This is a genomic window from Marinobacter sp. L-13 (assembly GCF_056857715.1).
This window is the reverse complement of sequence record NZ_JBSXNQ010000056.1, coordinates 15,762-40,233: the sequence shown is the minus strand read 5'-3', so window position 1 is coordinate 40,233 and position 24,472 is coordinate 15,762. Positions and strand designations below refer to the sequence as shown.

Here is a 24,472-nt window from a genome sequence, read left to right as displayed (position 1 = left end):
GGTACGAAAATTTCCTGTTCCATAAAACACCTCCTGATTGCTTTTCCATTGCTTCAACCTGATACGTTGATGCTATCGTTAAAGCCACGGGTAACCCTTGACAGGCGGTTGCACCCACTTGACATTTTGTATCAGTCATCATGACAGGTCGTTAACTATCAACGTGACATCTGCCCAATCAGACTCCACCAGCGCACCCCTGGTCGCTGCCTCCAGCACGCTGGCGCTGGTTCACTATCTGGAACGCCAGGGTGTTCTCAATGCGCCACGGGTGGAACAGCTGACCGGGCTGGCCATGTCGGAGCTCACCGACCCGGACCGGCGCGTGCCCGCCGATGCCCATTACCGGCTGTGGGAACACGCCGAGCTGGTAACGGGCGATCCGGCTGTCGGGCTGCACGCCGGAAAAGTGGTGGATCCCGAGCGGATGGGACTGGTCGGGCATGTGTTTTTCAACTGTGACACCCTGGGTGAAGCCGTTACCCAGTACGTGCGCCTGCATCGGCTGATCAACGAGTCGGTATTCCTGAGCTTCGAACAGACCGCCGACCAGGCCATTCTCTGCTGGCAACCGGACATGGCCGAACATTACTGCCGGCAGGATATGGACCGGACCCTGGCTGCGGCCATCACCCGCACCCGCCACTTCATTCATCCGGGCATCCGGGCGGAATGGGTAGAGATCGCCCATCCGGCGCCGGTGTACGCCGACGAGTACGAAAAGCTTCTCGGTGGCCCGGTGCGGTTTGATTGCGGTATTACCCGGCTGGCGTTCAACAGCCGGCATCTGGGGCACCCGATACCACGCCGCAATCCCTACGTGTATTCGGCAGTACTGAAGCAGGTCAATACGCTGCTGGCGAGGCTTCAGAGCCGCCGCTCGTTCGGCCGCAGGATTCGCCGACTGATCTCGAAGCAGATGGCGACCGAAAGAATCGATGCCGACAGCCTTGCCCGGCAATGCCATATGAGCCGCCAGACGCTCTACCGCAAGCTCAAGAAGGAAGGCCTGAGCTTCCATGGCCTGGTTGAGCAGGTTCGCCAGGACAAGGCGCTCAGGTATGTTGCGGCCGACCAGTACGCTCTGGGTGAAATTGCTTTTCTGCTGGGTTTTTCAGAGCTCAGCGCCTTCAGCCGGGCGTTCAAGCGCTGGACCGGCACCTCACCGGCAGAGTACCGGGCAAGGCATCTGGCCACATCGGGGCCCTACGGCCACCAGGCAGATGAGGGAGCGCAATGATGGACGAGCTGTCTCTCGTTGCACTGGTGGTCGGGGCCGTTTACCTGGGCGCATTTGCCTGTATTTACCGTATTCTTCTGACCTATCGGACAACACAGGGTGCCATTGCCTGGGTCATTGCCCTGATCGGCCTGCCCTACCTGGCTGTGCCCATGTTCGTGCTGTTCGGGAGGCATCGGTTTGGCGGCTACGTGAAAGCCCGACGGCTTGGCGACGAATCCCTGACCAATCTGCTGAACCGGTTCGAGCAGCAAACAACCTCCATACCCATCCCCGCCAGCGAACGGTTCACCGACGAACTTCAGGTGCTCTGCCGACTGGGCCGGCAGCCGTTCACCGATGGCAACCGATGTACCCTGCTCAGGGACGGTGAGGCCACGTTCGAGGCCCTGTTCGAAGCCATGGAAGACGCCGAGCACTATATCCTGCTGGAATTCTACATCGTGCGGTCAGACCGGGTTGGCCGCCGGATCAAGTCAATTCTCGAGCGCAAACTGGCCCAGGGTGTGGAAGTCTGGTTTCTGTATGACGACATTGGCAGCGTCTGGCTGCCGCGCAAGTACCTGAACCAGCTCGCCGCCGCCGGCGCCCGCGTGGCCTCGTTCGGTAACGGCAACATCCGCCGGAGGCGGTTCCAGATCAATTTCCGGAACCACCGGAAACTGCTGGTCTGCGACGGCAAGATCGGCTTTGTGGGTGGCATCAACCTGGGAGACGAATACCTGGGCACTGCCATGGACCAGGAACCCTGGCGCGATACCCACTGCCGGATTGAGGGTCCGGCCGTCACCGGCCTGCAGCTGGCATGGCTGGAAGACTGGAACTGGGCCAGCAACGATTTTCCCAGCCTCGACTGGGCGCCGGTCGACAACCAGCCCGGCGACGACGAGGTGCTGATGCTGCCAACAGGACCCGCGGACAGCTGGGAAACCTGCACACTGTTTTTCCTCAATTGCATCAATAATGCCCGCACCCGGCTCTGGATCGCCTCGCCCTATTTTGTTCCGGATTTCCAGATCATGAACGCCCTTCAGTTGGCGGCGCTTCGGGGCGTGGACGTACGAATCCTGATTCCGGAGAAATCGGACAGCCGCCTGATTGGCCTGGCGGCTTACTCTTACCTCGTCCAGGCCTGCAAGACCGGCATCGGCATCTATCGCTACCAGCCTGGCTTCATGCATCAGAAAGTGATCCTGGTGGATGATCGATACGCGGCGGTGGGAACCGCCAACATGGACAACCGCTCGATGCGACTGAATTTCGAGATCACCGCCATAACCACCGCAAGGCATTTCATCCGGAGTGTGGAATCCATGCTGGAACACGATCTGGACAATTCCCGCCTGATGATCGAGAGCGACTACAAGGATCGGTCGATCCTGTTCCGCCTGTGTTGCCGGGCCGTCCGCCTGCTGGCGCCACTGCTATAGGCCATCCGCCCACTGGCTCCGGAATAGCCGATGTGCGACTATGCCAGGACGATTCAGCCAGTATGCAGTAGCGACAGATCACCATGAATGCCTTCAAGCCCAGAGAAACACTGACCGAACAGGTCGCACGCCACATCGAAAACCTGATTGCCTTTGGCCAGCTGCGCTCCGGTGAACGGATCTACGAGGGCGCCATGGCGAAACAGATGGACGTCAGTCATGGATCCATACGGGAGGGCTTGCTGCTGCTGGAGAAGCGGCATCTGGTCCGCAACGTACCCCGCAAAGGCGCGTTCGTGACTCCGCTGGATGAATACTTCGTTCGCAGCCTGTACGAGACTCTGGAGCTCTACCTCACCCACACCGGTCGCAAGCTGGTGCGTCACTGGCAGCCCGAGGACATGGCCCGGCTGGAGAGCCTGTATGAGCAGATGCAGGCCTGCTACAGGAAAAACGATCTTATGGCGTTTCTGGAGCTGGGCATTGAGTACACCAAGGCATCGCTGGCCTATGCCGACAACTACTTCATTGTCTCTGCCATTGATGACCTCTGGCCTTCGGCAAAGCGCTGTGCCTTCGTCGCCTTCCAGGAAGGAGGCAATCGTGTCATTGAGGACAACCTGTCCCACATGGAACAGTCAATCAGTGCCATCAAGGATCGGGATGAGGATCGCCTGGCAGACATCCTGCACCGCTATGCCCTGCAACAATGCCAGCAGGTTCTCACTGCCATTGAAAAGACCGGCAGCAGAACGGCCTGACGGCACTCAGTAAAAGAGCTGGGTGAACGAGAAACCAATGTTCAGGTAGGCCGTCCAGTTGTCTTCGTTGTTGTAGGCTGCGGCCACCTGAACCGGGCCGAGGAAGGTATCCACGCCGGCGAATACGCTGGACGATTTCACCGAACTGTCCCAGCTCGCCTCATCCAGAGAGGGCCAGGCATTACCCGCCTCGAACCCGGCGCCAACGAACCAGGGCAGCAGCGGGCCGCCAAAGGTCTGGCTGGCATAGGCTGAAACCATTAACGCGTTGTCTCCGGTAATCTCACCCGGCGCGTATGCCGATAGCCGGCGGAATCCACCCAGGCGGACGGCATTTTCAATTCCGGGAGTGCCCCGGGTTACCGCATGGCCGAAGACCAGTCCGGTCAGGGTCAGGCCTTTCCAGCTTCCGGTTCCCAGCGCCAGGCCGGTTACCGAATCGAACTCCCGGTCGGATCCCAGGCCCTCCCGTTCAAAACGTCCACGGAGGCCGGCAAAGCCACCGTCGCGAGGATAGAAAGTATCGTCCAGAGAGTCGTGTACCAGTTGCACGGCCAGCCCACCCTGGTGCACCGACCCCTCCGGCGCTACCGGTTGCCCGATCTGCTCGTCAACCGTCGCATAGCCCCGCGCATAGATCAGGCGAACTTCGGCATTGCCGCCGATTTCCATGCCCAGTGCCAGATCCGCTTTCCGGAAGGTCACATCCACCTCCGTAACGCGGGTTCCGGCGGCATCAAACAGGCTGAAGGTATCCCGGGAGTACTCGCCACCGAGCACCAGAAAACGCTCATAGCCGTAATCCAGCGGCTGATACCACTGGCTGCGAACCCAGGGCTCGGTGCCCAGCTGAACACCGGTCTGCCACTCCCCGCCCAGGGCATTGAGCTCGGTCATTCGAAGGGAAGAGGCAAGATTGAACCGGGTTTCCCCGTCAAAGTTATCCTCATAACTCAAACCGAAAGACAGGTAGTTCGGCCCCCAGCTCTTCTCCTGGACGCGGATGGTCAGAACGGTTCCCTCGGGCAAAGACGAGGTCGAATAGGACACAATCTCGTAATAGCCAAGCCCGTAGATCCGTTTGAGGTCGGCTTCCAGGCGGGCGGTGTCCAGTGGCTCTCCGATTCTCTGCCGGATTCGTTCCTTGAGGAAGTCCCGGGCCAACCGACGACTGTCTTCGATCTCGATGCGTGACACGATACGCGCACCCGCGTCCTGCGCTGACACGCTGTCGCGCCAATCGGCCCAGGCCTTGCGGGATAATGCCAACGGACGCAGTTCGACGCCGTGTTCCCGGGCCGAGCTGGCGCCCAGCTCAAACAGAACCGGCGCATCGTAAAAATCAGCGGAGGTGTAGCCTTCGAGGTCGGGGCGGATCAGAACATCGTCTTCGGCGAGCAGATCCAGCTGCTGGTCGGTGTTCCGACGGGTCATGATGGTTGTGAGTTGACCGACAACGGAAAACGCGCCCCGCAGCTCGTCGGTTTCCATCAGACTGTCGGTAATATCCACTGCGATGATGATGTCGGCGCCCAAATCCCTGGCAACGCTGATGGGCAGGTTGTTGGCGACGCCCCCATCCACCAGCAACTGGCCATCACGTTCCACCGGCGCGTATACCCCGGGAATACTCATGCTGGCACGGATGGCCTCGGAGAGGTTACCGTCACCGATGACCACCTGCTCACCGGTCTCGAGATCGGTGGCAACCGCCCTGAAGGGAATGGGGAGCCGGTCGAAGTCTTCAACCAGGGCGGCGTTGTGGGTCAGCTCGTTGAGGATAAAACCTAGATTCTGCCCGGCAATCAGCCCGCCGCCGACACGCAGGCCATCGGCGCGAACACCGATGCCCGGGACCACCGGAAACCGCCAGTCATCCTGCTTGCGCCGAACCGGCTTGTAGACCCGGCCGGGATCGTCGCGAAAGCTGGAAAGCCAGTCCATCTCGATAAAGCGCTGCTCGATGTCACTGACCGGCATACCACTGGCATACAGGGCACCGACTGCGGAACCCGCGCTGGTGCCCACCACCAGATCAACAGGAACCCGCATTTCCTCCAGAACCCGCAGCACGCCAACATGGGCCATACCCTTGGCGCCGCCGCCACTCAGAACCAGCCCTACCTTGGGACGCTCCTCAGCCGAAGCCAGTGGTGCCAAGAGAATCATGATGACGGCGATCAGTCGAGGGGCATTCCGGCCCCAGGGGTTGCACTGGCTCACAATTGGGTTATTTCCGCTCGGAGGAGTCGTCCGCCAGTGACAGGTGGGATACGTCAGGTATCATCGGCGGCGGCAGGTCACGCTCGACACCCAGATCACTGCCAGCCGGAGCAAGGCTCCACTCGTCCAGATGCTGAAACATCGGTGGCTCCACTTCGGTCTTCTCTGTCAGGTTGACCCCGACCGGATCCAGACTCAGACCGGAGCCGGAAAGTATCGTATCCACCTTCTCGCCCGCCACCGGCAAACGATCGCCAGGCTCGGTTTCAGGAACCCCACGGCGCTGCCCTTCCGCCGGCGGGGCAGAGGGCGCCGGCTGCGGACGGGGCTGACTTGCGGGGGCCGACGGGGCTGGCTGTGGTGCCGCACTGGCAGCAGGCCGGGCGTCAGCCATCGGCTGGACATAAGCTACCATGCCGTGCTTTTTCAACACCGCCCGGTATTTTTCAGCCTGAACCTCTTCCAGCTTGTTGCGAATAACCACCGGCTGACCACTGAACATGCGATCAACCTGATCAAGAGACGCCTTGAACAGGGTTCTGGCATTGTTGCGCGCCGTTTCCAGATCCGTTCCGGGAACGCATTCCCCTTTAAAGACAAGCTGAAACATGCGTTTTCCTCTCTAAGTCCGTCTTACCCACATCATAGTTGATCGTGCACCGGACCGGGAGCCCGAAAGCCCGGTCGTCACTGTATCGAGACTGCAAACAATTGAAAAATTAATGTCACATATCACGCAAAATGCGACAGACTCTGCAATAATCAACGGTAACCAAACTTTACACTTGGTTACAGATTAACCGGAATGTCACCAGGGAGTGGCCTCCAATGACGATCACACGCTCACTTCGCCTCGCTGCCACAGCCCTTTTGCTGTCGGCACCGCTTGTTCATGCCGAAAATCTTGATGTACTCATGAGCCAGGTGTTTCCGGAAGCCCAGGCGACCTATATCGGGTACGAGAGCGTTGAACGACAGGATATCCCCGCCAGCGCGGCGGTCGAGCGCAAATACCTGATTGTGGATTTCCGCCTGGCTTCTAACGACATGGCATCTGAACAGCTTCAGGCCAGCGTGCACAAGGTCTGCATGACTCTGCTGAAAGACCGCGACCTGATCCGCCAACTCTCGGATTCCGGTTACGACATGGTCTCGGTCGCTTTCGACCGTCGCTCGCAGTTCGATTGTCTGTAACCCACCCGGCTCTTACTCTTCGCGGCCGAGCAACTTCGGGAAAGCCTCAAGAGCACTGTTGACCGCGTCCAGGTTGAATGCCTCGACATCCGCAAGCAGCTTCTCCCCGTAACGGGTAACGGAACGTGACCGGAATCGCTGGCCCCAGGCCAGCACCCGGCGTGCAAAGTCTTTCATCTGCTCCGGATCGCCACTCTCTCTCACAGCTTCCCACTCGTCACCGAAATCCGCCGCGAGCTGTTCCCTGAGCCAGCCCCGCTCCTGCATGCTGAGAGTCTGGGCCAGCAGCCGGTCGGATTCCTTGGGAACGCCCTCGTCTTCCGCCTGTTCCACCGTCGCCTCAACCCGGGGCAAGGTCACCGTAAAGACCGAACCGGAACCTTGCTCACTCTCAACTTCCAGCTCACCGCCCATCATACGGGCCAGCTTCCGGCTGATGGCCAACCCGAGACCGGTTCCACCATAGCGCCGCGTATTCTGCCCCTCCTGCTGCTCAAAGGCATCGAAAATACGCTCCACCTGATCCGGCGGGATACCGATACCGCTATCGCTGACCGTGACGATCAACTTGTAATACTGGCGTTCCGGCGCTTCCGGGTTCTGTTCCGCTTCTGCCGACCGCTTCTTGAGCGGCTTCGCGGTTGCCCGAACTGTGACACCACCGTCGTGGGTGAACTTGATGGCGTTGCCGACCAGGTTGAACAGAACCTGCCGAAGACGGGTTTCATCCAGCATCATGGCGCCGGGCATTCGCGAGTCGACACTCACTTCCAGGGTTATGCCCTGCTCCCGGGCCCGCAGATCGAAAATGTGGCGAACATCATCCAGGAGACGACGGACCGATACGGCGGAATAGTCCAACCGCATTTTCCCCGCCTCGATTCGGGACAGGTCCAGAATGTCGTTGATCAGCATCAGCAGACTTCGACTTCCCGCCCGGATGGCGTCCAGGTAATTGCGCTGCTGCGGGTCGGTAACACTGTTGCTGAGCAGATCGCTATAGCCGATCACCGCGTTCATCGGCGTTCGTATTTCGTGGGACATATTGGCCAGGAACTCACTCTTGGCCAGGCTGGCGGCCTCCGCCTCCCGGGCCAACCTCTCGGCTTCGAGCTTGGCGGCCCGCAACTCGTCTTCGCTCCGGCGCAGGGCATTCTCCGACCGGATACGCTCATCCACCTCCCGCGACAACTTGCGGTTCCAGTACAGAAAGATCAGCACGACCAGGATGGCGATCAGCACCACCCGCCGCACTACGGTGTAATCGGTCTCCTGCTCGATATCCAGATGAATCCACCTGTTGTAGATGGATTCTGTCTCGCTGGCTTCGAGGCTGCCCAGCGCCTTGTTCAGCACCCGGTGCAGCTCAGGGTTGTCCTTGCGTACGGCCAGTCGCAGGTCGTACTGGTAGGGAGTAATGCTGGTAATCCTTAGGTTCGACAGTCCCAGCCGGGCGACTGTGTAACTGACCGCCGGAATATGGGTAACCATGACATCCAGGTCGCCGTTGGATAGTGCCAGAAGCCCCTCCTCCACCGTATCCATCGGGTAAAGATCCAGGTTCGGATGATTGATCAACAGGTAATCGTGGGCCGCATGCCGGTTCACCACACCCACCCGTTCCGTGCGGAGTTCCCGGAGATCGCCGATAAAGCGACCGTCGTCCCGGATGGCAAGGGCGATGGGCACGGTCAGATAGGCCCGGGTAAACAGAAATGCCTCTTCGGTGCGCGGCGTCCGGGACAACCCGGGAAGAATATCCACCTCGCCCGAACGCAGCTTTTCTTCAGCATCCATGCGGCTTCCAGCGACAGTGCGCGTAAACCGCACGTTCAGCTCGGTTTCCAGCCGGGTCAGCAAATCTGGAACCAGGCCGGTGGGCCGGCCGTCCTGGGTGTATTCAAACGGCGGCCAGTCCGCGCGAAACGCGACTTTCAGATCCGGATGCTGTTTGAGCCACTCCATATCCGATCCGGACAATTCCAGGCCACTTCGTTCAAGGGACGGCTGATCGGCCTGCAGCCATGACTGGCGGATGGTGCGGTGTTCGTTATGGCCGATTGCGGCAATGGCCTTGTTCAGCACCTGGTAAAGCAGGTCCCGATCGGTATCCACCCGCAACACCACATCTACCGGGCTGTTATCGAGCAGTACCGACAGACCGATCCCATTCACCATCGCCGACTGGAGGTAATCGGACACCACGGGCACCGGCGCCAGAAACGCATCGGCCTGCCCCGAAAGAATCTGGCCGACGGCTTCGCTGACGTTGCTGACCGGCACCGGCGTAAACTCCTCGACGGGGTCCAGCATGGGATACTGGTTGGGGTCACCGGCAATAACCGCAATCCGGCTGCCCTCAAGATCGGCAAGGGTCCGGATAGCCGCATCGCCGGCGCTGACGAACACGCCATAGGTAAGAGACATCAGGGGATCGGTGAAACGCTTGCCGGGCACCACCGGCATCCCCGGCATTCTTGTGGTCAGAACCGCATCGGTTGCCAGCTCACTCCTGACCGGGCCGCTATCCTGCCCGGTCTCGAGGACGATTGGCTCCATGGCGACGCCCAGTTTGTCGGAGAGCCGGGCAAGGTAGTCAATGTAGGTGCCCGCAAGCACGCCATTGCCGGTATCGAAAACCAGCGGCACCTGATCGCTGCGGAGACCGATACGAAACCGGTCCTGCCCTTCCAGCCAGGTCAACTCCTCTTTGCCTAGCACGGGGGCCGGCGATGCTTGCGGCGGTTCCGCCCGCAGGGGGGATTGAAACAGCGCCAACAGGCAGCATAGTAGAAAGGCAAGGGTAACCTTCACTGGATATCCTTAAGGGTTCCGCTACATTTCAGGGAACAATACCTGCAAACGCCATTGATTTCATTCAGGCAAACGGCCAACGGGAGACGAATGTCCATGGACACCAGCAAACACACCCTCAGTACTCTGTTCGAGCAGCTAGGCCTGGCGTCCGACGCCAAAAGCATTGAGGATTTTGTCGCCAGGTACTCGCCCCTGCCGAGCGAAGTTGCGATCCAGGATGCTCCCATCTGGTCCGAAAGCCAGTCTCACTTCCTGGAAGAAGGCCTGGAGGAAGACAGCGACTGGGCGGAGGTGATCGACGAGCTGGACGCAATGATGCGTCACTGAACGTCGGCACTGTCGCTGATCATCACCTGGTCCCGGCCGGCGTCCTTGGCCTGATAGAGGGCCCGGTCGGCCCGGTCGAACACCGACTCCTCGGTGTCGCCGGCAATGAATCCCGCGAGGCCGGCTGAGAAGGTCACAGTGACCGGCTCGCCGCGGAAGTGGAACGGCAGCTTGCCGACATGTTCCCGCAACTTGTCCACCACTGCTCGCGCGTCCGAAGGTTCGGTTTCCGGGAACAACACCACGAATTCCTCGCCGCCAAAACGAGCCACAAAGTCCGTGGTGCGCAAGCGATCCCTGAACTCTCTCGCAACCAGCTGCAACACCCTGTCGCCGGCCTTGTGACCATAGGAGTCGTTGATCCGTTTGAAAAGATCGATATCCAGCACACCGATGGTCAACGGATGGCTGTAGCGTTGCCAGCGGTTGTACTCGAATGACAGTCGCTCCTGCCAGGCTTCACGGTTGGGCAACTCGGTAAGCAGGTCGGTCATGGCCCGGAGCCTCTCCTTACGGACCTGTTCCTGCATCTGCTCGGAGTGGGCCTCCATGGCCGCCACTTTCTCCTGCATGGCCTCAAGCTGCTCGGAGAGCGCACGCTCGCGCTCGGATTCCTGGGTACGGAAACGGCCTACCGCCTGACCAATGGACTCAAGATGACGACTGACCGACTGTTTGAGATCCTGAAGGTCATCGCTCTCCTGCAAACGTTGCCCGACCCGCTCAATTTCCTCGCGGATCTCGCGATCAAGGTGCTCTGAGGCATCCAGCCGGCCGCACTGGGCCGAGGACTGGGCCGAGAAGTGTTCCTTCAACAGCTCCAGACGTTCATCAAGGCGTTTGAGAAAGGCTTCGAATTCTCGCTTGCTCCGGGTAACTGCAGCGATGACCAGCTCAGCCACGTGGTTCAGGCCTTCGCGCAATTCGTTCCAGTCGTTACTGGCAAGCAGAGATTGCTGCAGCGCCCGTGCCCGGGCCTCGGCGGCGGGCTCAAGGGAGACCTGGGTAAGCATCTGACCCAACAGCTGGCCCACACGGCGGGCAATGCGCAACCGCTGGACGTTGTCCTCGATATCCTGTTCATTGCCCGGGAGGGACTCCGGCTGCTCGCTGCTTTCCGGTAAAGGTTCCGCGCTGACCTGTTGCTGCTGTTGCTGGGACTCTTGCTCTGGCTCTCGCGCCAGACGGGAGAAAAAGGAAGGCTTCCTGTCGTTGGCCGACTGGCGCTCATCGAGCAAGGCGACCTGGCGATCAATCTGATCCTGCAAGTCCTTCCAGGCGTCCACATCTACCCGGTTCTTCCGCAGGTCCTTCCGGATGCGAGCCAGCAACCGATCCAGCTCCGGGGTCTGGCCTTCGGAGGCGAGACTGGTGCGCACCAGCATGCGTTCAAGGGTATTCCGCTCCGCCTTCCACTGCTTTTCCCGATTGTCTGCAGACTCGAGTTCCTGAAGGTATTTTTCCTTCCAGGACTGATCCGATGCCATGGAGCGCTCCCGCCTATCCTTGCTGTACTGTTGATGTGTGAAAAACCCCTAGATGACCCGTGCTGGTCTCAGGAACTCTCGTCACTGGTTTTACCATGATACCGATCGCGTCGTGCTCTGGGGTGACTCTGGTCATAAACCCGGGCCAAATGTTGAAAATCAAGATGAGTATAGACCTGGGTCGTGGCAATGTCGGCATGGCCCAGAAGTTCCTGTACGGCACGAAGGTCACCACTGGATTCAAGCATGTGGCTGGCAAACGAGTGTCGCAGCAGGTGCGGATGGAGCTTCTGGTCGGCACCGCGGCTGATTCCCCAGCGGCTCAGGCGGGCCTGGATACTTCGGTGGCTGAGTCGTTCGCCCCGCTGGCTGACGAACAGAGCAGCCTCACCGTCATTGGCCAGCGCCGCTCTGTACGGTAGCCAGGCCTGTATGGCTGCAATGGCTTTTCGTCCGACGGGCAGCAGCCGTTCCTTGCCACCCTTACCCATCACGCGAACCTCACCACTGCGCAGATCGACGGTATCCAGATCCAGGCTTGCCAGCTCCGCCAGCCGCAGCCCGGAAGAATACATCAGCTCGAACATACATAGATCCCGCACTTCCAGGGGATCGTCCGGCTGTCCGTCCAGTAGATGATTCAGTTGATCCACATCTGCAACGCGAGGCAGACGGCGGCCACTCTTGGGGGCCCGGATATCCAGCGCCGGATTATCCGATGCCAGCTTCTCCCTGAGCAGGAACTGGTAGAAACGGCGGGTCGCCGAGAGATGTCTGGCAATGCTCCGGCCTGACAACCCCTCCCGGCTGAGCGTCGCGACGTAGCGGCGCAGGTCGTGGTTGGTCACCCGTTGCCAGGCAACGAATCCACTGCGGCCCAGCCAGTCCGCCAGACGCAGCAGGTCGCGCTGGTAGCTGTCGCAGGTTCTTGGAGAATGGCGTTTCTCAGAAGCCAGGTGCCGGATAAATTCCGCCAGCGGCCCGGTCAGCTCATTGGGCACTGCCGGACTCTCCGGGGCTTCTGACACGTTAGCGGGACTCCGTCGCCATGTCGGTGACCGGAGCAGCCGCTGTGTGGCGCTGCACCATGGGCGGCAGCAGGCGGCTGAGTGTGTCGCTGATGTAGCTCAGGAACAGGGAACCCATGCTCTGGTCGAAATAGCCGGGCTGGCAGCTACCGACCGCAAACACGCCCGCCAGCTCGTCATGCCTCAGCGGCACCAGGGCGACCGAGGCAATGGGTTCTTCACGGTCCGGGAACAGAAACTCCCGTTCGCTCTCCCGGAACTGGCCGCACACGGCACGCTCACCTTCCAGCAGGCTGCCCAGGCGCTCACGGGCCGCAGAAGGACTGACCACATGCAGGGCGCCTTGAGAGGCCTCAGGCAGCTCAACATCGGTAAACAACAACACGGAAGCGGCGTCGAGACCGAAATCACCACGGATACTGTCATCAATGGCAGCAGCCATATCGTTGAGCGTCCGCGCTTCAATCACCTGCATCAGCAAACGCTTGCTCTTCTCGAACAACCGGTCGTTATGGCGGGCGATGGATACAAGCTCTACCAACTCCCTGCGCAGGGTGTCCCGCTGCTCCCGGAACAGATGCACCTGGCGTTCGACCAGCGAAATGGCCCGGCCACTGTCGTGGGGCAGGGTCAGGCTGCGCAGCAGCTCGTCCTGGTCGATGAAGAAATCGGGGTTGGCGCGCAGGTAATCCGCCACCTCTTCCCGGGTGAGCTCACCGGCCTTCTGGCGGGCCGTTTGTTCTGTCATGGAGTACTCCTGGCTGTCAGGATCGTTGTTTATGGGGGCGAGCGCTCCTGCGTCGACGACCACCAGAATCACCCGGCAGCCTCAACTGCCCCTCAAATACGCTGGTTGCAGGCCCTTCCATCATAACAGGGGTCCCTTCACCCTGCCATTCAATGACCAGAGGGCCACCCCGCAATTCCACTTCCACGCGGGCATCCAGCAGGCCTCGCAGGCAGCCGGCCACCACGGCGGCACAGGCACCACTACCGCAGGCGAGGGTCTCGCCCGAGCCACGCTCAAACACCCGCAGGCGGACATGGGTACGATCCAGAATCTGGAGAAACCCGATGTTGGCCCGTGCCGGGAAGCGGGGATGCCGCTCGAGCTTGGGCCCCAGCGTTTCCACCGGCGCCTGGTCTACATCCTCAACCAGCAGCACACCATGGGGGTTACCCATGGACAAGGCGCTCAGTTCCACTGTCTGGCCGTCCACATCCACGGTGTAGACATCCTTTCGACGGTCGGCGGCGAACGGAATGGCCGGCGGATTGAACTCGGGCACGCCCATATTGACCATCACCATGCCTTCCCGGCCGACACGGAGCTCGATCACGCCCTTGGCGGTCTGGACGCGGATGACCTTTTTGTTGGTCAGTCGCTGGTCCCGGACAAACCGGGCGAAGCAGCGGGCACCGTTGCCGCACTGCTCCACCTCGGACCCGTCCGCATTGAAAATGCGGTAGCGGAAATCGACATCCGGCAGCCCGGGCGGCTCCACCACCAGCAACTGATCGAAGCCAATTCCGAAATTCCTGTTGGCCAGTTCGCGGATCATCTCGGGGCGCAGACGAAAAGGCTGGCTGATGGCATCCACCACCATAAAATCATTACCCAGCCCATGCATCTTGGTGAATCGAAGCATGGGGCCCTGGGTCCGGCGTTGCTGTGTCATCTCCTCGCTCCCGCTCATTCCGGAAGGCAGCTCTCGGGTGCGAGCTGGTCTTCGAGAGTTTCACGGCGGCGGACCACATGCACCTGGTCGCCATCGACCATGAGTTCCGGCGGCCGGTTCCGCGTGTTGTAGTTTGAGCTCATGACAAAGCCATAGGCTCCCGCAGAGCGAACCGCCAGCAGATCCCCGGCCTGCAGGCGCAGGTGACGGTCCTTGCCCAGGAAATCGCCGGTTTCACAGACCGGACCAACCAGATCCCAGGCCTTTTCCTCACCATCCTGGTGTGGCTTGACCGGGATAATCGCCTGCCAGGCGCTGTACAGGGCCGGCCGGATCAGATCATTCATGGCGGCATCAATGATGGCAAAATTCCGGTGCTCGGTGCACTTCAGGAATTCGACTCTGGTAACCAGGATGCCAGCGTTGGCGGCAATGGATCGGCCGGGCTCCAGAATCAGCTCCAGTTTGCGGTCACCCAGGCGCTCGGCCAGCGCTTTCACGTAATCCGACGGCTGTGGTGGCTGCTCCTGGTTGTAGGTGACGCCCAGGCCACCGCCCATATCCAGGTGATGAATGTGGATGCCCTGGTCCGCCAGGGAATCAATCAGGGCCAGCACTCGGTCCAGTGCGTCGAGGAACGGTGACACGCTCGTCAGCTGTGAGCCGATGTGACAATCCACACCCTTCACGTCGAGATTCGGCATACCTGCCGCACGGGCATAGACCTGCGACGCTTCGGCAATATCAATCCCGAACTTGTTCTCTTTCAGACCCGTGGAAATATAGGGATGGGTACCGGCATCAACATCCGGGTTCACCCGCAGAGAGATCGGCGCCTTTACGCCGAGTTCTCCCGCCACCGCATTGAGCCTGTCCAGTTCGGTATCGGATTCGACGTTGAAGCAGCGCACGCCCACTTCAAGGGCCCGCTTCATTTCCCATTCCTGCTTGCCAACGCCGGAGAAGACCACCCGCGACGGATCACCACCGGCCCGCAGTACCCGCTCCAGCTCACCGGCCGACACGATATCAAAGCCGGCACCGAGCCGCGCGAGAACGTTCAGCACCGCCAGATTGCTATTGGCTTTAACGGCGTAGCACACCAGGTGCGGGTGATCCCGAAGAGCGTCATCATAGGCCCGGTAATGTCGCTCAAGCGTGGCGCGCGAATACACGTAGGCCGGTGTGCCAAAACGATCGGCAATGGCAGAGACAGGGATATCCTCGGCGTACAGCTCGCCGTCGCGGTAGTTGAAATGATCCATGAGTTTCCTGATTCGTTTAACGGGGCCGGGAGGCCATGGCGCTAGTCGCGGGTTTCTTCGCGATCGGGCTGCTCCTGGGCCGAATCCGGCCCGGACGTTATCGAAGCGGCCTGACTGTCACGGTACAACGGACCTTTCTGACCGCAACCGCTCACAACCAGAGCCAGCATCAACGTCATGATCGACAGAGTCCACGCTCGCATATCGGCTACCTACCCCTGAGTTCACTATGGGCGCAGTATACCTGACACCCGCCCCGGGCCGCGAGGTCAGCGAGTCCTCGCGAGGTGGCGGTTCAGGGAATCTTCCAGCACAGACCGGTAATACAGGTATTGGCTGGTCTGGATATCCTGCTGATACACCCGGGGGTCGAGGTCGTGGGGCAGGTGGATATCGGTCAGGTACACCGGGTAGACCTCATCGCTATGTCGGAGGGAGCGGATGTAGTGGGCCACTGCCGGAATCAACTGGTCGCCGTACTCCTGGACGCTGAATTCCTGGTCACCACAGAAAATGTCAAAGCGCAGGCGACTGTCGCCCTCGTGGATGCCCACGGCCTGCACCTCAAATCCGGGCAGAGGCACTCCCGAATCCGACTCCGGCCGGTACTCGGCCCGCCAGGCCCCGTCCCGCCGGACAATCTCGTAGCACTGGACGCCGGCCACAACGCCGGCGGAATCGGTATGGCGCAGCAATCGCCGCTCGATCAGGTTATCCAGGAAACGCAGTACCGGCACCAGCAAATGCCGTCGACTGGTCACCGCCTGTTCCCAGCTGAACACAGAACCCAGTTCGTCAACGACCCAGAGCCGGGCCTGATCGCCGAGAATACGATAAAACACCTGGATGTTGTCCGGTTCGCTGGCCAGGCAAACCGCCCGCAAGGCCGGCTCGTCCTGCAACGCGTAACGATCGAACACCACCGGCAGGTACCGCTCCTGGGGCAGCGCCAGATGCTCCATCAGCGCCTCAAAGCTGTCGAGTGCCACAAACCCCGGTTCCAGGCCGTTGAACTGGAGCAGGAAGTAGCGACGATCCATTTCAATCACATAGCGCAGCGGATGCGGGCCGGTACCTCCGGCAAAAAAGGGCCGGAGGACATCGGCAAACAGCTCCTGAACCCGGCGGGCAATGGCAGAGCCATGACCACGGTTGTGGCAGTGAACCTGAACGGCCGGCAATTCGTCGGGATTGGCTGCCACCGAGGCGAGAACATTCTTCAGGCACTGGATCAGTGTATCGCCCGCTGCGTAATGCTGGAGACTGACTTCATGCCAGCTGTTGAAGGTAATCTGGTCGATGCTGATGACCAGATTCTCCCGCCCGCCGCTAAAGCCCAGGGAATCGTGCCGGGAACTGAGCTTGTGAAGGCCCTTTTCCGTGAGGTGGGCCTGAGGGTCAATGCCGACGTTCACCAACAGCAGATTCCTCAATGGCCGGACGCCCCGGGACAACGCTTCCCGTTCCGCCGGGGCAATCGGAAATGGCAGGAACGCAGACAGGGCATCAAGCATTTCACGCAACTCGCTGACGGACGCAATACTGTTGCCCGACCGCACATTCAGCCGAGTCGAGCGGGTCAGCAGACCGTTGCAATAGCACCAGACCATCAGTTCCGCCAGATTGCCAGAGCGACGGATAACCGGCTGCCAGAAAGCGTCTGCCGGGTCTTCGAGGTCCCGGTAAAGCAGCCAGCCGTCGGCGTCGCCGCCCTGCTCCGACTGATGATGAAATGCCAGGTTTTCCTCCGCCAGCGACGGGGCCAGCCCGGGATTGATCTGCTCGATCTTGCCCGCCTTGCGCTGAAACGCGGCATAAAGCTTGCGGCCGAGGAGATTGATATCGTTGGCGCTGATGGCGGCGCGTTGGCCATGCTCCCTGGCCATTTTCGACAGCAGGCGGTAACCGTGGGTCAATTCGTTGACGATGGTGCGACGCAGGGTGGTGACATCCTCTGCCCGCCAGCGTTGACGATCATCCAGCTCCGCCAGCGTGTTTTCACTCCAGCCCCAACCTGTCACCAGCTGGCGCAGCAGGCGGGCACGCCACTGCTCACCGGAGACCTCGGACCGTGTCAGTGGCAAACCGGCTTTCAGATACAGGCTCCGGCGAATCAGGTCCAGCCTCGACGCCACTTCCGGCCCGGTCAGCCAGCCCTCCAGCCGATTGTAGAGCATGACGTAAGGGTCCAGACGGTCGGCATCGGTTTCGCCGCGGAAAACGGCCCGCTTGAACTGGCTGGACAACAGAGCCTCACCGGTGGTCCGCGCATAACATTCGATCAGAAGGAGTTTCAGAATCGACTTCCAGGGCGCATCAATCCCCTTGTACAACTGCCAGACGCCCGCACCAAGGAATTCTTCCTCCGGAATCGCCGGCACCGGGCCAAAATCGATATAGTCCTCGGCGCGCACAAACCGGTAATCTACCAGCCTGCGCATGCAGTCATCGTAGGTTTCCTCCCGCTCCGCAGGAATCAGCCACCACATGGGCCAGGCACCGGCCAGATGGATGCTGGTCCGGTAGAACTCGTCCAGCAGCAGGAAATGCTGGGCGCTGCCACAGTTCTCGCCGGTCACCTCTACCCGTTGCCGACCGGCACGCCAATCCGAAGCACAGAAGACGAATACGTGCAGTTCGACACCGAAAGATTCCGCCCAGCGGGCCAGCTTCGCGGCTTTGCGCTCAAGACAGCGGATACCCCGCTCGGGCAGGTCACTGCGGTGACAGAGCCAGACATCGAGGTCACTGGCCACGGAATGGCCAAGGGTTCCCGGGCTGCCCATCAGGAACATGGCGTCCAGATCCGGTTTGCGCTTGCCTTCATCCTTCAGCGAAAAAGTCCGGGCCAGTCGACGAGCGGCATTGATGGTGGCCGGTGACGGCTGATAGTTGCTCAGGCCATAGGGGCAATCGCTGTCCAGGTAACCGGGCAGGGCCGGATGATTGAGATGAAAAACCAGTGGCAGAATCTCCAGCACCATTTGCTGGCGATAGGACAGGGCCGAGTGGGCACGATTCCAGCGCTGCTGATTGACCAGCAGAAACCGGTCCCTCAGGCGACGGAGGGTCTTGCGATCTATTCCCTCCTCAAAGTCGAGGGAAATCGGGGCAACGTGGGCGGTCAAGGCGGCTCCGCAGAGAGGTTCTTTTCAGCATCAGTATGAGTATGATGTCGGCATCGTGGCAAAACCTTTAAAAAAATAAAAGCTGCAGGACACGCGAGGCTTACCCGCTGTGAAAGAATTCATCATTCGCCGCTACCGTTCGGACCAGTCCGCGACCTCCGGGCGCCAGACCGTTTTACGCATCGACGATGAAGGAAAAGTACTGTTCGCTGACCACCAGGCCGAGGCAGTGCTCGGTTATGAGAGTAGTGAACTGGAAGGCCAACCGGTGCACCGGATCCTGGCATCTCGCCAGGATGATCCTTTTGCACCGGCAAACCGCCACCGGATCGAGCGTGGCCAGAACGTCCTGGTGACCTTCCGGCACAAGGAAGGTTTCTTCTACACCGCCTGCCTGAGCCTGCGACTCGACGTTCGGGATTCCGACAAGGCGGCGAGTGCCACGATTGCCCTGTGCGACAGCTCAAGCAGGGATTCCCGCCTGTTGCGAGCAGCGGAGAGCATTGCCGGTTTCGGGATCTGGGAACTGGACACCCGCACGAATGAAATGACCTGGACCGAGGGAATGTTCCAGCTTCTTGAGCTGAGACCGGGCGCCGAAATCACGCCCGAACAGGCGCTTTTCTACTGCCAGACCGGCCAGGCCAGGGTCCGGGCCATGTTCCGCCGTTGCCTCCGAACCGGAGACGCATTCTCCCTCAACCTCGATATCGTTACCTCGCAACAGAACCATCGGCGGGTGACGCTCAGTTGTCGGGCTCTGAAACAGGGCGGCCGGATTACCGGGCTCGGCGGCACCCTGGTAGACCGGACCGCCGATATGAAACTCGACAGGGCTCGCCAGCACGCAAACACCATGCTCGCAGCGGTCACCAGCGCCACCTCCGATCTGGTTGTGGCGGTCGATCTCTCGTTCAACCTGCTCCACTTCAATGACGCCTGGGCCAGACAGTTTGCCGAAACCTTTGGCGGGCGCCCGGAGGCAGGCGACAACCTGAGCGACTTGCTTCAGGAGTTCCCGAACGAACGCAGGCTGATGGAACGGCTCTGGCACCGGGCCTTCGAACGTGACAACTTCGTGGTCGAGATGCCCATGGCCCAGCAGTCGCGCCAGCTACCAGTGCATGAATTCCATTACCAGCGCCTGACCAACGACCAGGGCGAAATCACCGGCGCGGTGCACGTGGCCCGTCGCATTGAGCCCAGGCTGAATCACGCCTCCAGTGAGGAATACCGGATACGTCACGATCCGGTTACCGGCCTGATGAACAGAAAGGCATTCATCGCTCGGGTATTAAGAACCCTGGAGCAGAAAACCCATCGGGAATCCTGCGACAGCCTGCTCTACCTGGATCTGGATGAATTCGAACGCTTTAACGATCTTGCTGGCAGCGGCACCTGTGATCGCTACCTCAGGGAGCTGGCCGGCAACCTCGGCGTGCGCGTCCGGCAGCGTGACGCCCTCGCCCGCCTCGCTGGCGACACCTTCGCCCTTCTGATCGAGAACTGCCCGGAAGCGCGGGCCCGCAAGATTGCCCAGGAAACCCTTGATTTGATCGGCGACTTTGTCTTCGACTGGCAGGGTCACAGCCTCCAGACCACCGCATCGGGCGGCCTGTTGATTCTGGACAACGACGTCCCTGCGGATCCGGAGCAGCTTCTGGTCCAGGCTGCGGACCTGTGCCACACCGCCAAAACCTCCGGACGCAACCGGGTTCACGCGGCCAGCGCTATTGCCAACCAGACGGACGATTCAGTGGCCAGCAAACGGGTCGAGCAGATCCGCGACGCGCTGGACAAACAGTCGCTGATTCTGGAATACCAGGCCATGAGGCCGGTGGCCAGCCCCACCTGGGGCGATCACATCGAAATCCTCTGTCGGATTCCAACAACGTCGGATGATGAGACGACACTCCTGCCCGACGATTTCCTGCCCATTGCGGAACGGTTTGACCTGGCAAAGCGCCTGGATCGCCAGGTGATCCGGCAAACCCTGGAATGGCTCGGTAACCAGCCCTTGCTGGAACCCCGATTGAAGTACTGTGGATTTAACCTGTCACTGGCAACTGTGTTGGATGACACCTTCGCCGACTTCATGGCCGATGCCCTGAACCAATCCCCGTTTGCCCCGGACTGTTTCTGCCTGGAAATCCGTGAGGCCCACGCCACCCAGTATCCCGACGACGTGGCCGTGCTTTGCGACGCCCTGCATCGGGCAGGCTTCCGCGTCGCCCTGGACGGTGCCGGCGCATCGGTGGAAAGCTACAGCCTGGCGGCGAGATTACCCGTGGATATCATCAAACTGGACCGGAGAATGGTTCAGCAGCTGGAGGAGGACCCGGTGCAGCAGGTGATGCTGGAAGCACTGCACCGGATTGCCGAGGCCGCCGGCAAAGTGACGGTGGCCACGTTTATCGAAAGCGACGATGCCCTTCGCAAGGTACGGACTCTGGGCATTCACTACGGACAGGGCTACCGGCTATGCCGACCTGAGCCACTGGACGAACTCACGCCGGCGGCGGTAGACCTCGCTACAGGGCGAATCGGCGGTTAACCGTTTCGCCCCGCTGAGTGCGCCGGCTCAACCCAGCTGGTTGCGGGCCCGACCGACCGCCGCACGCACCTGATCCGGCGCTGTGCCACCGAGATGATCACGGGCCTGGACCGAACCTTCCAGGGTCAGCACATCGAAAACATCGGCGCCGATATGATCGGAGAACTGCTGCAGCTCTTCGAGGGTCATATCAGACAGGTCACGACCTTCAGCCACACCGAACGCCACGGACTTGCCCACGATCTCGTGGGCGTCCCGGAAAGGCACGCCTTTCTTGACCAGGTAATCCGCCAGATCGGTGGCGGTCGAGAAACCGCGCTTGGCCGCCACCCGCATGTTGTCGGCCTTGGAGCGAATGGCCGGAATCATGTCAGCGTAGGCTTTCAGGCAGCCCTTGATGGTATCGACGGTATCGAACAGGGGCTCCTTGTCTTCCTGATTGTCCTTGTTGTAGGCCAGCGGCTGGCTCTTCATCAGGGTCAGCAGGCTTATCAGGTGGCCGTTGACGCGACCGGTCTTGCCCCGCACCAGCTCCGGCACATCCGGATTCTTTTTCTGCGGCATGATGGACGAGCCGGTGCAGAAGCGATCCGGCAGATCAATGAAATCGAACTGGGCGGAGGTCCAGAGCACCAGCTCCTCGCTGAACCGGGACAGATGCGTCATCAGCAGCGCCCCAAAGCTACAGAATTCAATGGCAAAGTCCCGGTCGCTGACGGAGTCCAGGCTGTTCTCGCTGGGCCTATCAAAGCCCAGCAGCCTGGCGGTCATCGCGCGATCGATGGGGTAGGTGGTGCCCGCCAGGGCCGCGGCACCCAGGGGCATCACGTTGACCCGCTTGCGACAATCCTGCAGGCGCTCGCCATCCCGTACCAGCATTTCGTACCAGGCCAGCAGGTGGTGCCCGAAGGTGACCGGCTGGGCGGTTTGCAGATGGGTGAAGCCGGGCATGATGGTCTCCGCCTCGCGCTCGGCCAGGTCCAGCAGGCCCGCTTGCAGGCGTTTCAGTTCCTCGGCGATGACATCGATTTCGTCCCGCAGGTACAGACGGATATCCGTAGCCACCTGATCGTTGCGGCTACGACCGGTGTGCAGTTTCTTGCCGGTGATGCCGATACGGTCAGTCAGGCGTGCCTCGATATTCATGTGCACGTCTTCAAGGCTGACCGACCACTGGAAGTTGCCGGCCTCGATGTCTGCCTTGACGCCTTTCAGGCCCTCAATGATCTGGTCCCGCTCGTCGGCGGTAAGCACGCCAACCTCGGCCAGCATGGTGGCATGGGCAATGGAACCGGTGATGTCGTGATGGTACAGGCGCTGGTCAAATCCCACAGATGCAGTAAATTTTTCAACAAAGGCATCGGTGGGTTCACTGAAGCGCCCGCCCCAGGGTTTTTCAGAGCTTGTGGTCTGGTCAGACTTTTTCTGATCCGTCATTGCTTTAGTCCTATAGTAACATGTAACTTTTGCTTAAGCGTCTGTTTTCACGTGGAATTGTAAAAGTGACACTTTTTGCTATTTTTCGGGTAATTTTGTCCTCATTGTAACGCTTCAAGATTCTGGAATCGCGCTAAATATCGTAGGACGGCTGGGGGTTGCCAAACATATCTTGGGTGGTTGCTGTTCGAACTCGGCATGGGGAAAATTTTCCTAAAGCCTAAAATCGTTCGTAAAGGTCGCAAAGCGGACATTCAGATGGTGCGATAAGGCCGCAAACACCGCCGGCGTTTGCGTCTGAGTGCTTTGACTTGTTGGGCTATTCTTTCGTCAGGAATAAAAACTCGCCAACGAGGTCATTCCGTTTAATTCCTTGAGGGATGAATCTATTAGATTTTCCATAGGGGATGTACTTGCCAGTTACTGTTATTTTAGATCCCCCACTAACCGGTATTTCAATGTGCTGAGATTTTTCAAGAGTTATGTTGGAAGCATATACAGTCTTGTCCACCATAATGGAGTGAAGTTCTGTAGTCTCGTCCTCTATCTCAGCAATTATTACGGCCCGCACATCTTCAGGAACAAAAAACCTTTCTTCACCTTTCTTGTTTTCGCAGTGAGATAAGAGTTCTTTAACATATACGACCTTATCGCTAACAAAGAATAGATGAGGACAAGACCCACATTGCCAATGACGCTCTATAGAATACATATTTGATAAATCAAATGTATGGAACTCCTGAGAAATCCTATTTCCATTCTTTATAAAATGCAGTTTTTCCGGAAGCTTTCTTCCGCCGAACGTATAAACTTCACTCACATTATTTTCTGTTATATTTCCGTGCGAAACTATCTGCACCTGTTCTTCCCAACCCCCGCTGCTAGATGATGACCATTTTTGTCTCGATAGTGAGTGTAGAGGCGGAAGCAACAAAGCCATTGGGAATAATACTGTTGCTCCAGCCTGTATAGGCATCTTTGGCAAGGGGATATTCTCAAGAGAATCGACCGGCTGATCAAATTTAGTAAAACCATCATAAACCTGATTCTGTGCATCAATAGAATCTAACGATAAGGGCTGGTCAGAAATATTTGTAATAGCTGCAAAAGAGCACCAGAGCTTCCTAAATATGTATTCTTCCTGAAACTCGATTCCCCCGCATGCATTTTCATAGCAGCCAATAATGGCTGATACATTATCAATGGGCATCCCAGCTTTTAGCATTAGCTTCAGCAAACCATCTTTTTCAGAGTACTTTTTTAATTCCTCAATTGTTGGGGTTCTCACAACTTCAAAATATGAATACTCATCCTGACCTTCCTTTGTCACTACAGCATCAGGATGCCGATCTAAATAGTCCTTTTTGCTTTTATAGCGCTCACCCCACGCATTAGCATGCCTGTATGATTCCGGATGATTTTGAATGACTTTTTCAAGGTATTGAATTATTTCATTTTTTACCAAAAGAGGCTTGTTGACAGGAAATTTAGAAAGGTCACCTTTTGCTATTTCTTCAAGATTTTCATAATTTTCGCAAACAAAATATTGACATAAAAAAGAATCGGGCTCAGATGGCACTTTGATGTTGTTCGTGCGTACGATCTCTAACCACTGCGCCTTTGCTTTTTTCAGTTCTCCAGGTGAGAACTTGGTTCCTCTAGGGTGTTTAGGGTTGTAATGACCAGCATCAGCATGGCAATCGAAACAAAGCGCTATGGCATTTTCATATTTGTTTGAGCCGCCCAAGGCCTCCTGCTCAATGTGATGAACTTCTACTTTAACGCCCTTATACCGGTGGCAGACGCAACAATGCCTTGCAGTATCCGCAAGTATTTGATCTTTAATCTTCCTTGGAAATCCCAATTAGTTGTCTCCGTTCTATCTTAAAGTACAAGGGCTTA

Annotated in this window: 18 protein-coding genes; 6 read left to right on the top strand and 12 right to left on the bottom strand. The window is 59.1% G+C overall.

Annotated elements, in window-relative coordinates; translation table 11 throughout:
* Positions 1-163 precede the first annotated feature (163 nt).
* The 3 genes from AC13DD_RS12075 to AC13DD_RS12065 all read left to right on the top strand — a co-directional run bounded on the left by AC13DD_RS12075 (position 164) and on the right by AC13DD_RS12065 (position 3,431).
* Positions 164-1,240: an AraC family transcriptional regulator gene (locus AC13DD_RS12075; RefSeq protein ID WP_008173236.1), complete on the top strand. Its 1,077-nt coding sequence runs from the start codon at positions 164-166 to the stop codon at positions 1,238-1,240.
* Positions 1,240-2,670, top strand: a complete 1,431-nt coding sequence (cls, locus tag AC13DD_RS12070; RefSeq protein ID WP_014575864.1) for a cardiolipin synthase — start codon at positions 1,240-1,242, stop codon at positions 2,668-2,670. Before AC13DD_RS12075 ends, cls begins: the two co-directional genes overlap by 1 nt.
* Positions 2,671-2,753: 83 nt before the next feature.
* Positions 2,754-3,431 carry a GntR family transcriptional regulator gene (locus AC13DD_RS12065; RefSeq protein ID WP_008173234.1) on the top strand — a complete coding sequence of 226 codons (678 nt, stop codon included), beginning with the start codon at positions 2,754-2,756 and terminating at the stop codon, positions 3,429-3,431.
* Positions 3,432-3,437: 6 nt separating this feature from the next.
* On the opposite strand, the gene AC13DD_RS12060 is transcribed toward AC13DD_RS12065, so the two are convergent.
* Positions 3,438-5,654: a patatin-like phospholipase family protein gene (locus AC13DD_RS12060; RefSeq protein WP_053114170.1), complete on the bottom strand. Its 2,217-nt coding sequence runs from the start codon at positions 5,652-5,654 to the stop codon at positions 3,438-3,440.
* 7 nt (positions 5,655-5,661) lie between these two features.
* A complete protein-coding gene (locus tag AC13DD_RS12055; protein WP_008173230.1) occupies positions 5,662-6,264 on the bottom strand; it encodes a hypothetical protein in 603 nt (200 codons plus the stop codon).
* Between the two features lie 218 nt (positions 6,265-6,482).
* On the opposite strand from AC13DD_RS12055, the gene AC13DD_RS12050 reads away from it, so the two are divergent.
* Positions 6,483-6,848 (top strand): hypothetical protein, encoded by a 366-nt coding sequence (locus AC13DD_RS12050; RefSeq protein WP_008173227.1) that lies wholly within the window; start codon positions 6,483-6,485, stop codon positions 6,846-6,848.
* Between the two features lie 12 nt (positions 6,849-6,860).
* Here the strand turns inward: AC13DD_RS12050 and AC13DD_RS12045 are convergent, their stop codons facing one another.
* A complete protein-coding gene (locus tag AC13DD_RS12045) occupies positions 6,861-9,662 on the bottom strand; it encodes an ATP-binding protein (RefSeq protein WP_008173225.1) in 2,802 nt (933 codons plus the stop codon).
* A gap of 96 nt (positions 9,663-9,758) precedes the next feature.
* On the opposite strand from AC13DD_RS12045, the gene AC13DD_RS12040 reads away from it, so the two are divergent.
* Positions 9,759-9,992, top strand: coding sequence for a DUF2789 domain-containing protein (locus tag AC13DD_RS12040; protein ID WP_008173223.1), 234 nt, complete (start codon positions 9,759-9,761; stop codon positions 9,990-9,992).
* On the opposite strand, the gene AC13DD_RS12035 is transcribed toward AC13DD_RS12040, so the two are convergent.
* The 7 genes from AC13DD_RS12035 to AC13DD_RS12005 all read right to left on the bottom strand — a co-directional run bounded on the left by AC13DD_RS12035 (position 9,986) and on the right by AC13DD_RS12005 (position 18,579).
* Entirely contained in the window at positions 9,986-11,479 is a 1,494-nt protein-coding gene (locus AC13DD_RS12035; RefSeq protein WP_008173222.1) for a GGDEF domain-containing protein, read from the bottom strand. The two genes, AC13DD_RS12040 and AC13DD_RS12035, sit on opposite strands and share 7 nt — an antisense overlap.
* A 68-nt stretch (positions 11,480-11,547) precedes the next feature.
* Positions 11,548-12,480 carry a tyrosine recombinase XerC gene (gene xerC / locus AC13DD_RS12030; RefSeq protein WP_062783982.1) on the bottom strand — a complete coding sequence of 311 codons (933 nt, stop codon included), beginning with the start codon at positions 12,478-12,480 and terminating at the stop codon, positions 11,548-11,550.
* Positions 12,481-12,508: 28 nt separating this feature from the next.
* The gene (locus AC13DD_RS12025; RefSeq protein WP_053114167.1) at positions 12,509-13,255 is read right to left on the bottom strand and encodes a DUF484 family protein; all 747 of its coding nucleotides are present in this window, start codon (positions 13,253-13,255) and stop codon (positions 12,509-12,511) included.
* Positions 13,256-13,271: 16 nt separating this feature from the next.
* Positions 13,272-14,186, bottom strand: coding sequence for a diaminopimelate epimerase (gene dapF, locus AC13DD_RS12020; protein WP_008173211.1), 915 nt, complete (start codon positions 14,184-14,186; stop codon positions 13,272-13,274).
* Between the two features lie 14 nt (positions 14,187-14,200).
* The gene (lysA, locus tag AC13DD_RS12015) at positions 14,201-15,451 is read right to left on the bottom strand and encodes a diaminopimelate decarboxylase (RefSeq protein WP_014575857.1); all 1,251 of its coding nucleotides are present in this window, start codon (positions 15,449-15,451) and stop codon (positions 14,201-14,203) included.
* A gap of 41 nt (positions 15,452-15,492) precedes the next feature.
* Complete coding sequence (lptM, locus tag AC13DD_RS12010; RefSeq protein ID WP_227497818.1) at positions 15,493-15,654, bottom strand: LPS translocon maturation chaperone LptM; 162 nt, start codon at positions 15,652-15,654, stop codon at positions 15,493-15,495.
* Positions 15,655-15,720: 66 nt separating this feature from the next.
* A complete protein-coding gene (locus AC13DD_RS12005; RefSeq protein WP_053114166.1) occupies positions 15,721-18,579 on the bottom strand; it encodes a class I adenylate cyclase in 2,859 nt (952 codons plus the stop codon).
* A gap of 109 nt (positions 18,580-18,688) precedes the next feature.
* Between AC13DD_RS12005 and AC13DD_RS12000 the strand changes: the two genes are divergently transcribed.
* A complete protein-coding gene (locus tag AC13DD_RS12000) occupies positions 18,689-21,133 on the top strand; it encodes an EAL domain-containing protein (protein ID WP_273043976.1) in 2,445 nt (814 codons plus the stop codon).
* A 27-nt stretch (positions 21,134-21,160) separates the two neighbouring features.
* Here the strand turns inward: AC13DD_RS12000 and argH are convergent, their stop codons facing one another.
* Positions 21,161-22,570: an argininosuccinate lyase gene (argH, locus tag AC13DD_RS11995; RefSeq protein ID WP_482931218.1), complete on the bottom strand. Its 1,410-nt coding sequence runs from the start codon at positions 22,568-22,570 to the stop codon at positions 21,161-21,163.
* Between the two features lie 319 nt (positions 22,571-22,889).
* Complete coding sequence (locus tag AC13DD_RS11990) at positions 22,890-24,434, bottom strand: HNH endonuclease (RefSeq protein ID WP_449287800.1); 1,545 nt, start codon at positions 24,432-24,434, stop codon at positions 22,890-22,892.
* Positions 24,435-24,472: the final 38 nt, after the last annotated feature.

Coding starts and splice junctions, on each gene's coding strand:
- argH (WP_482931218.1), bottom strand. CDS start 22,570: ATGACGGATCAGAAAAAGTCTGACCAGACCACAAGCTCTGAAAAACCC.
- dapF (WP_008173211.1), bottom strand. CDS start 14,186: ATGACACAGCAACGCCGGACCCAGGGCCCCATGCTTCGATTCACCAAG.
- AC13DD_RS12035 (WP_008173222.1), bottom strand. CDS start 11,479: ATGGCATCGGATCAGTCCTGGAAGGAAAAATACCTTCAGGAACTCGAG.
- AC13DD_RS12025 (WP_053114167.1), bottom strand. CDS start 13,255: ATGACAGAACAAACGGCCCGCCAGAAGGCCGGTGAGCTCACCCGGGAA.
- lysA (WP_014575857.1), bottom strand. CDS start 15,451: ATGGATCATTTCAACTACCGCGACGGCGAGCTGTACGCCGAGGATATC.
- AC13DD_RS12055 (WP_008173230.1), bottom strand. CDS start 6,264: ATGTTTCAGCTTGTCTTTAAAGGGGAATGCGTTCCCGGAACGGATCTG.
- AC13DD_RS12065 (WP_008173234.1), top strand. CDS start 2,754: ATGAATGCCTTCAAGCCCAGAGAAACACTGACCGAACAGGTCGCACGC.
- lptM (WP_227497818.1), bottom strand. CDS start 15,654: ATGCGAGCGTGGACTCTGTCGATCATGACGTTGATGCTGGCTCTGGTT.
- AC13DD_RS12050 (WP_008173227.1), top strand. CDS start 6,483: ATGACGATCACACGCTCACTTCGCCTCGCTGCCACAGCCCTTTTGCTG.
- AC13DD_RS12040 (WP_008173223.1), top strand. CDS start 9,759: ATGGACACCAGCAAACACACCCTCAGTACTCTGTTCGAGCAGCTAGGC.
- cls (WP_014575864.1), top strand. CDS start 1,240: ATGGACGAGCTGTCTCTCGTTGCACTGGTGGTCGGGGCCGTTTACCTG.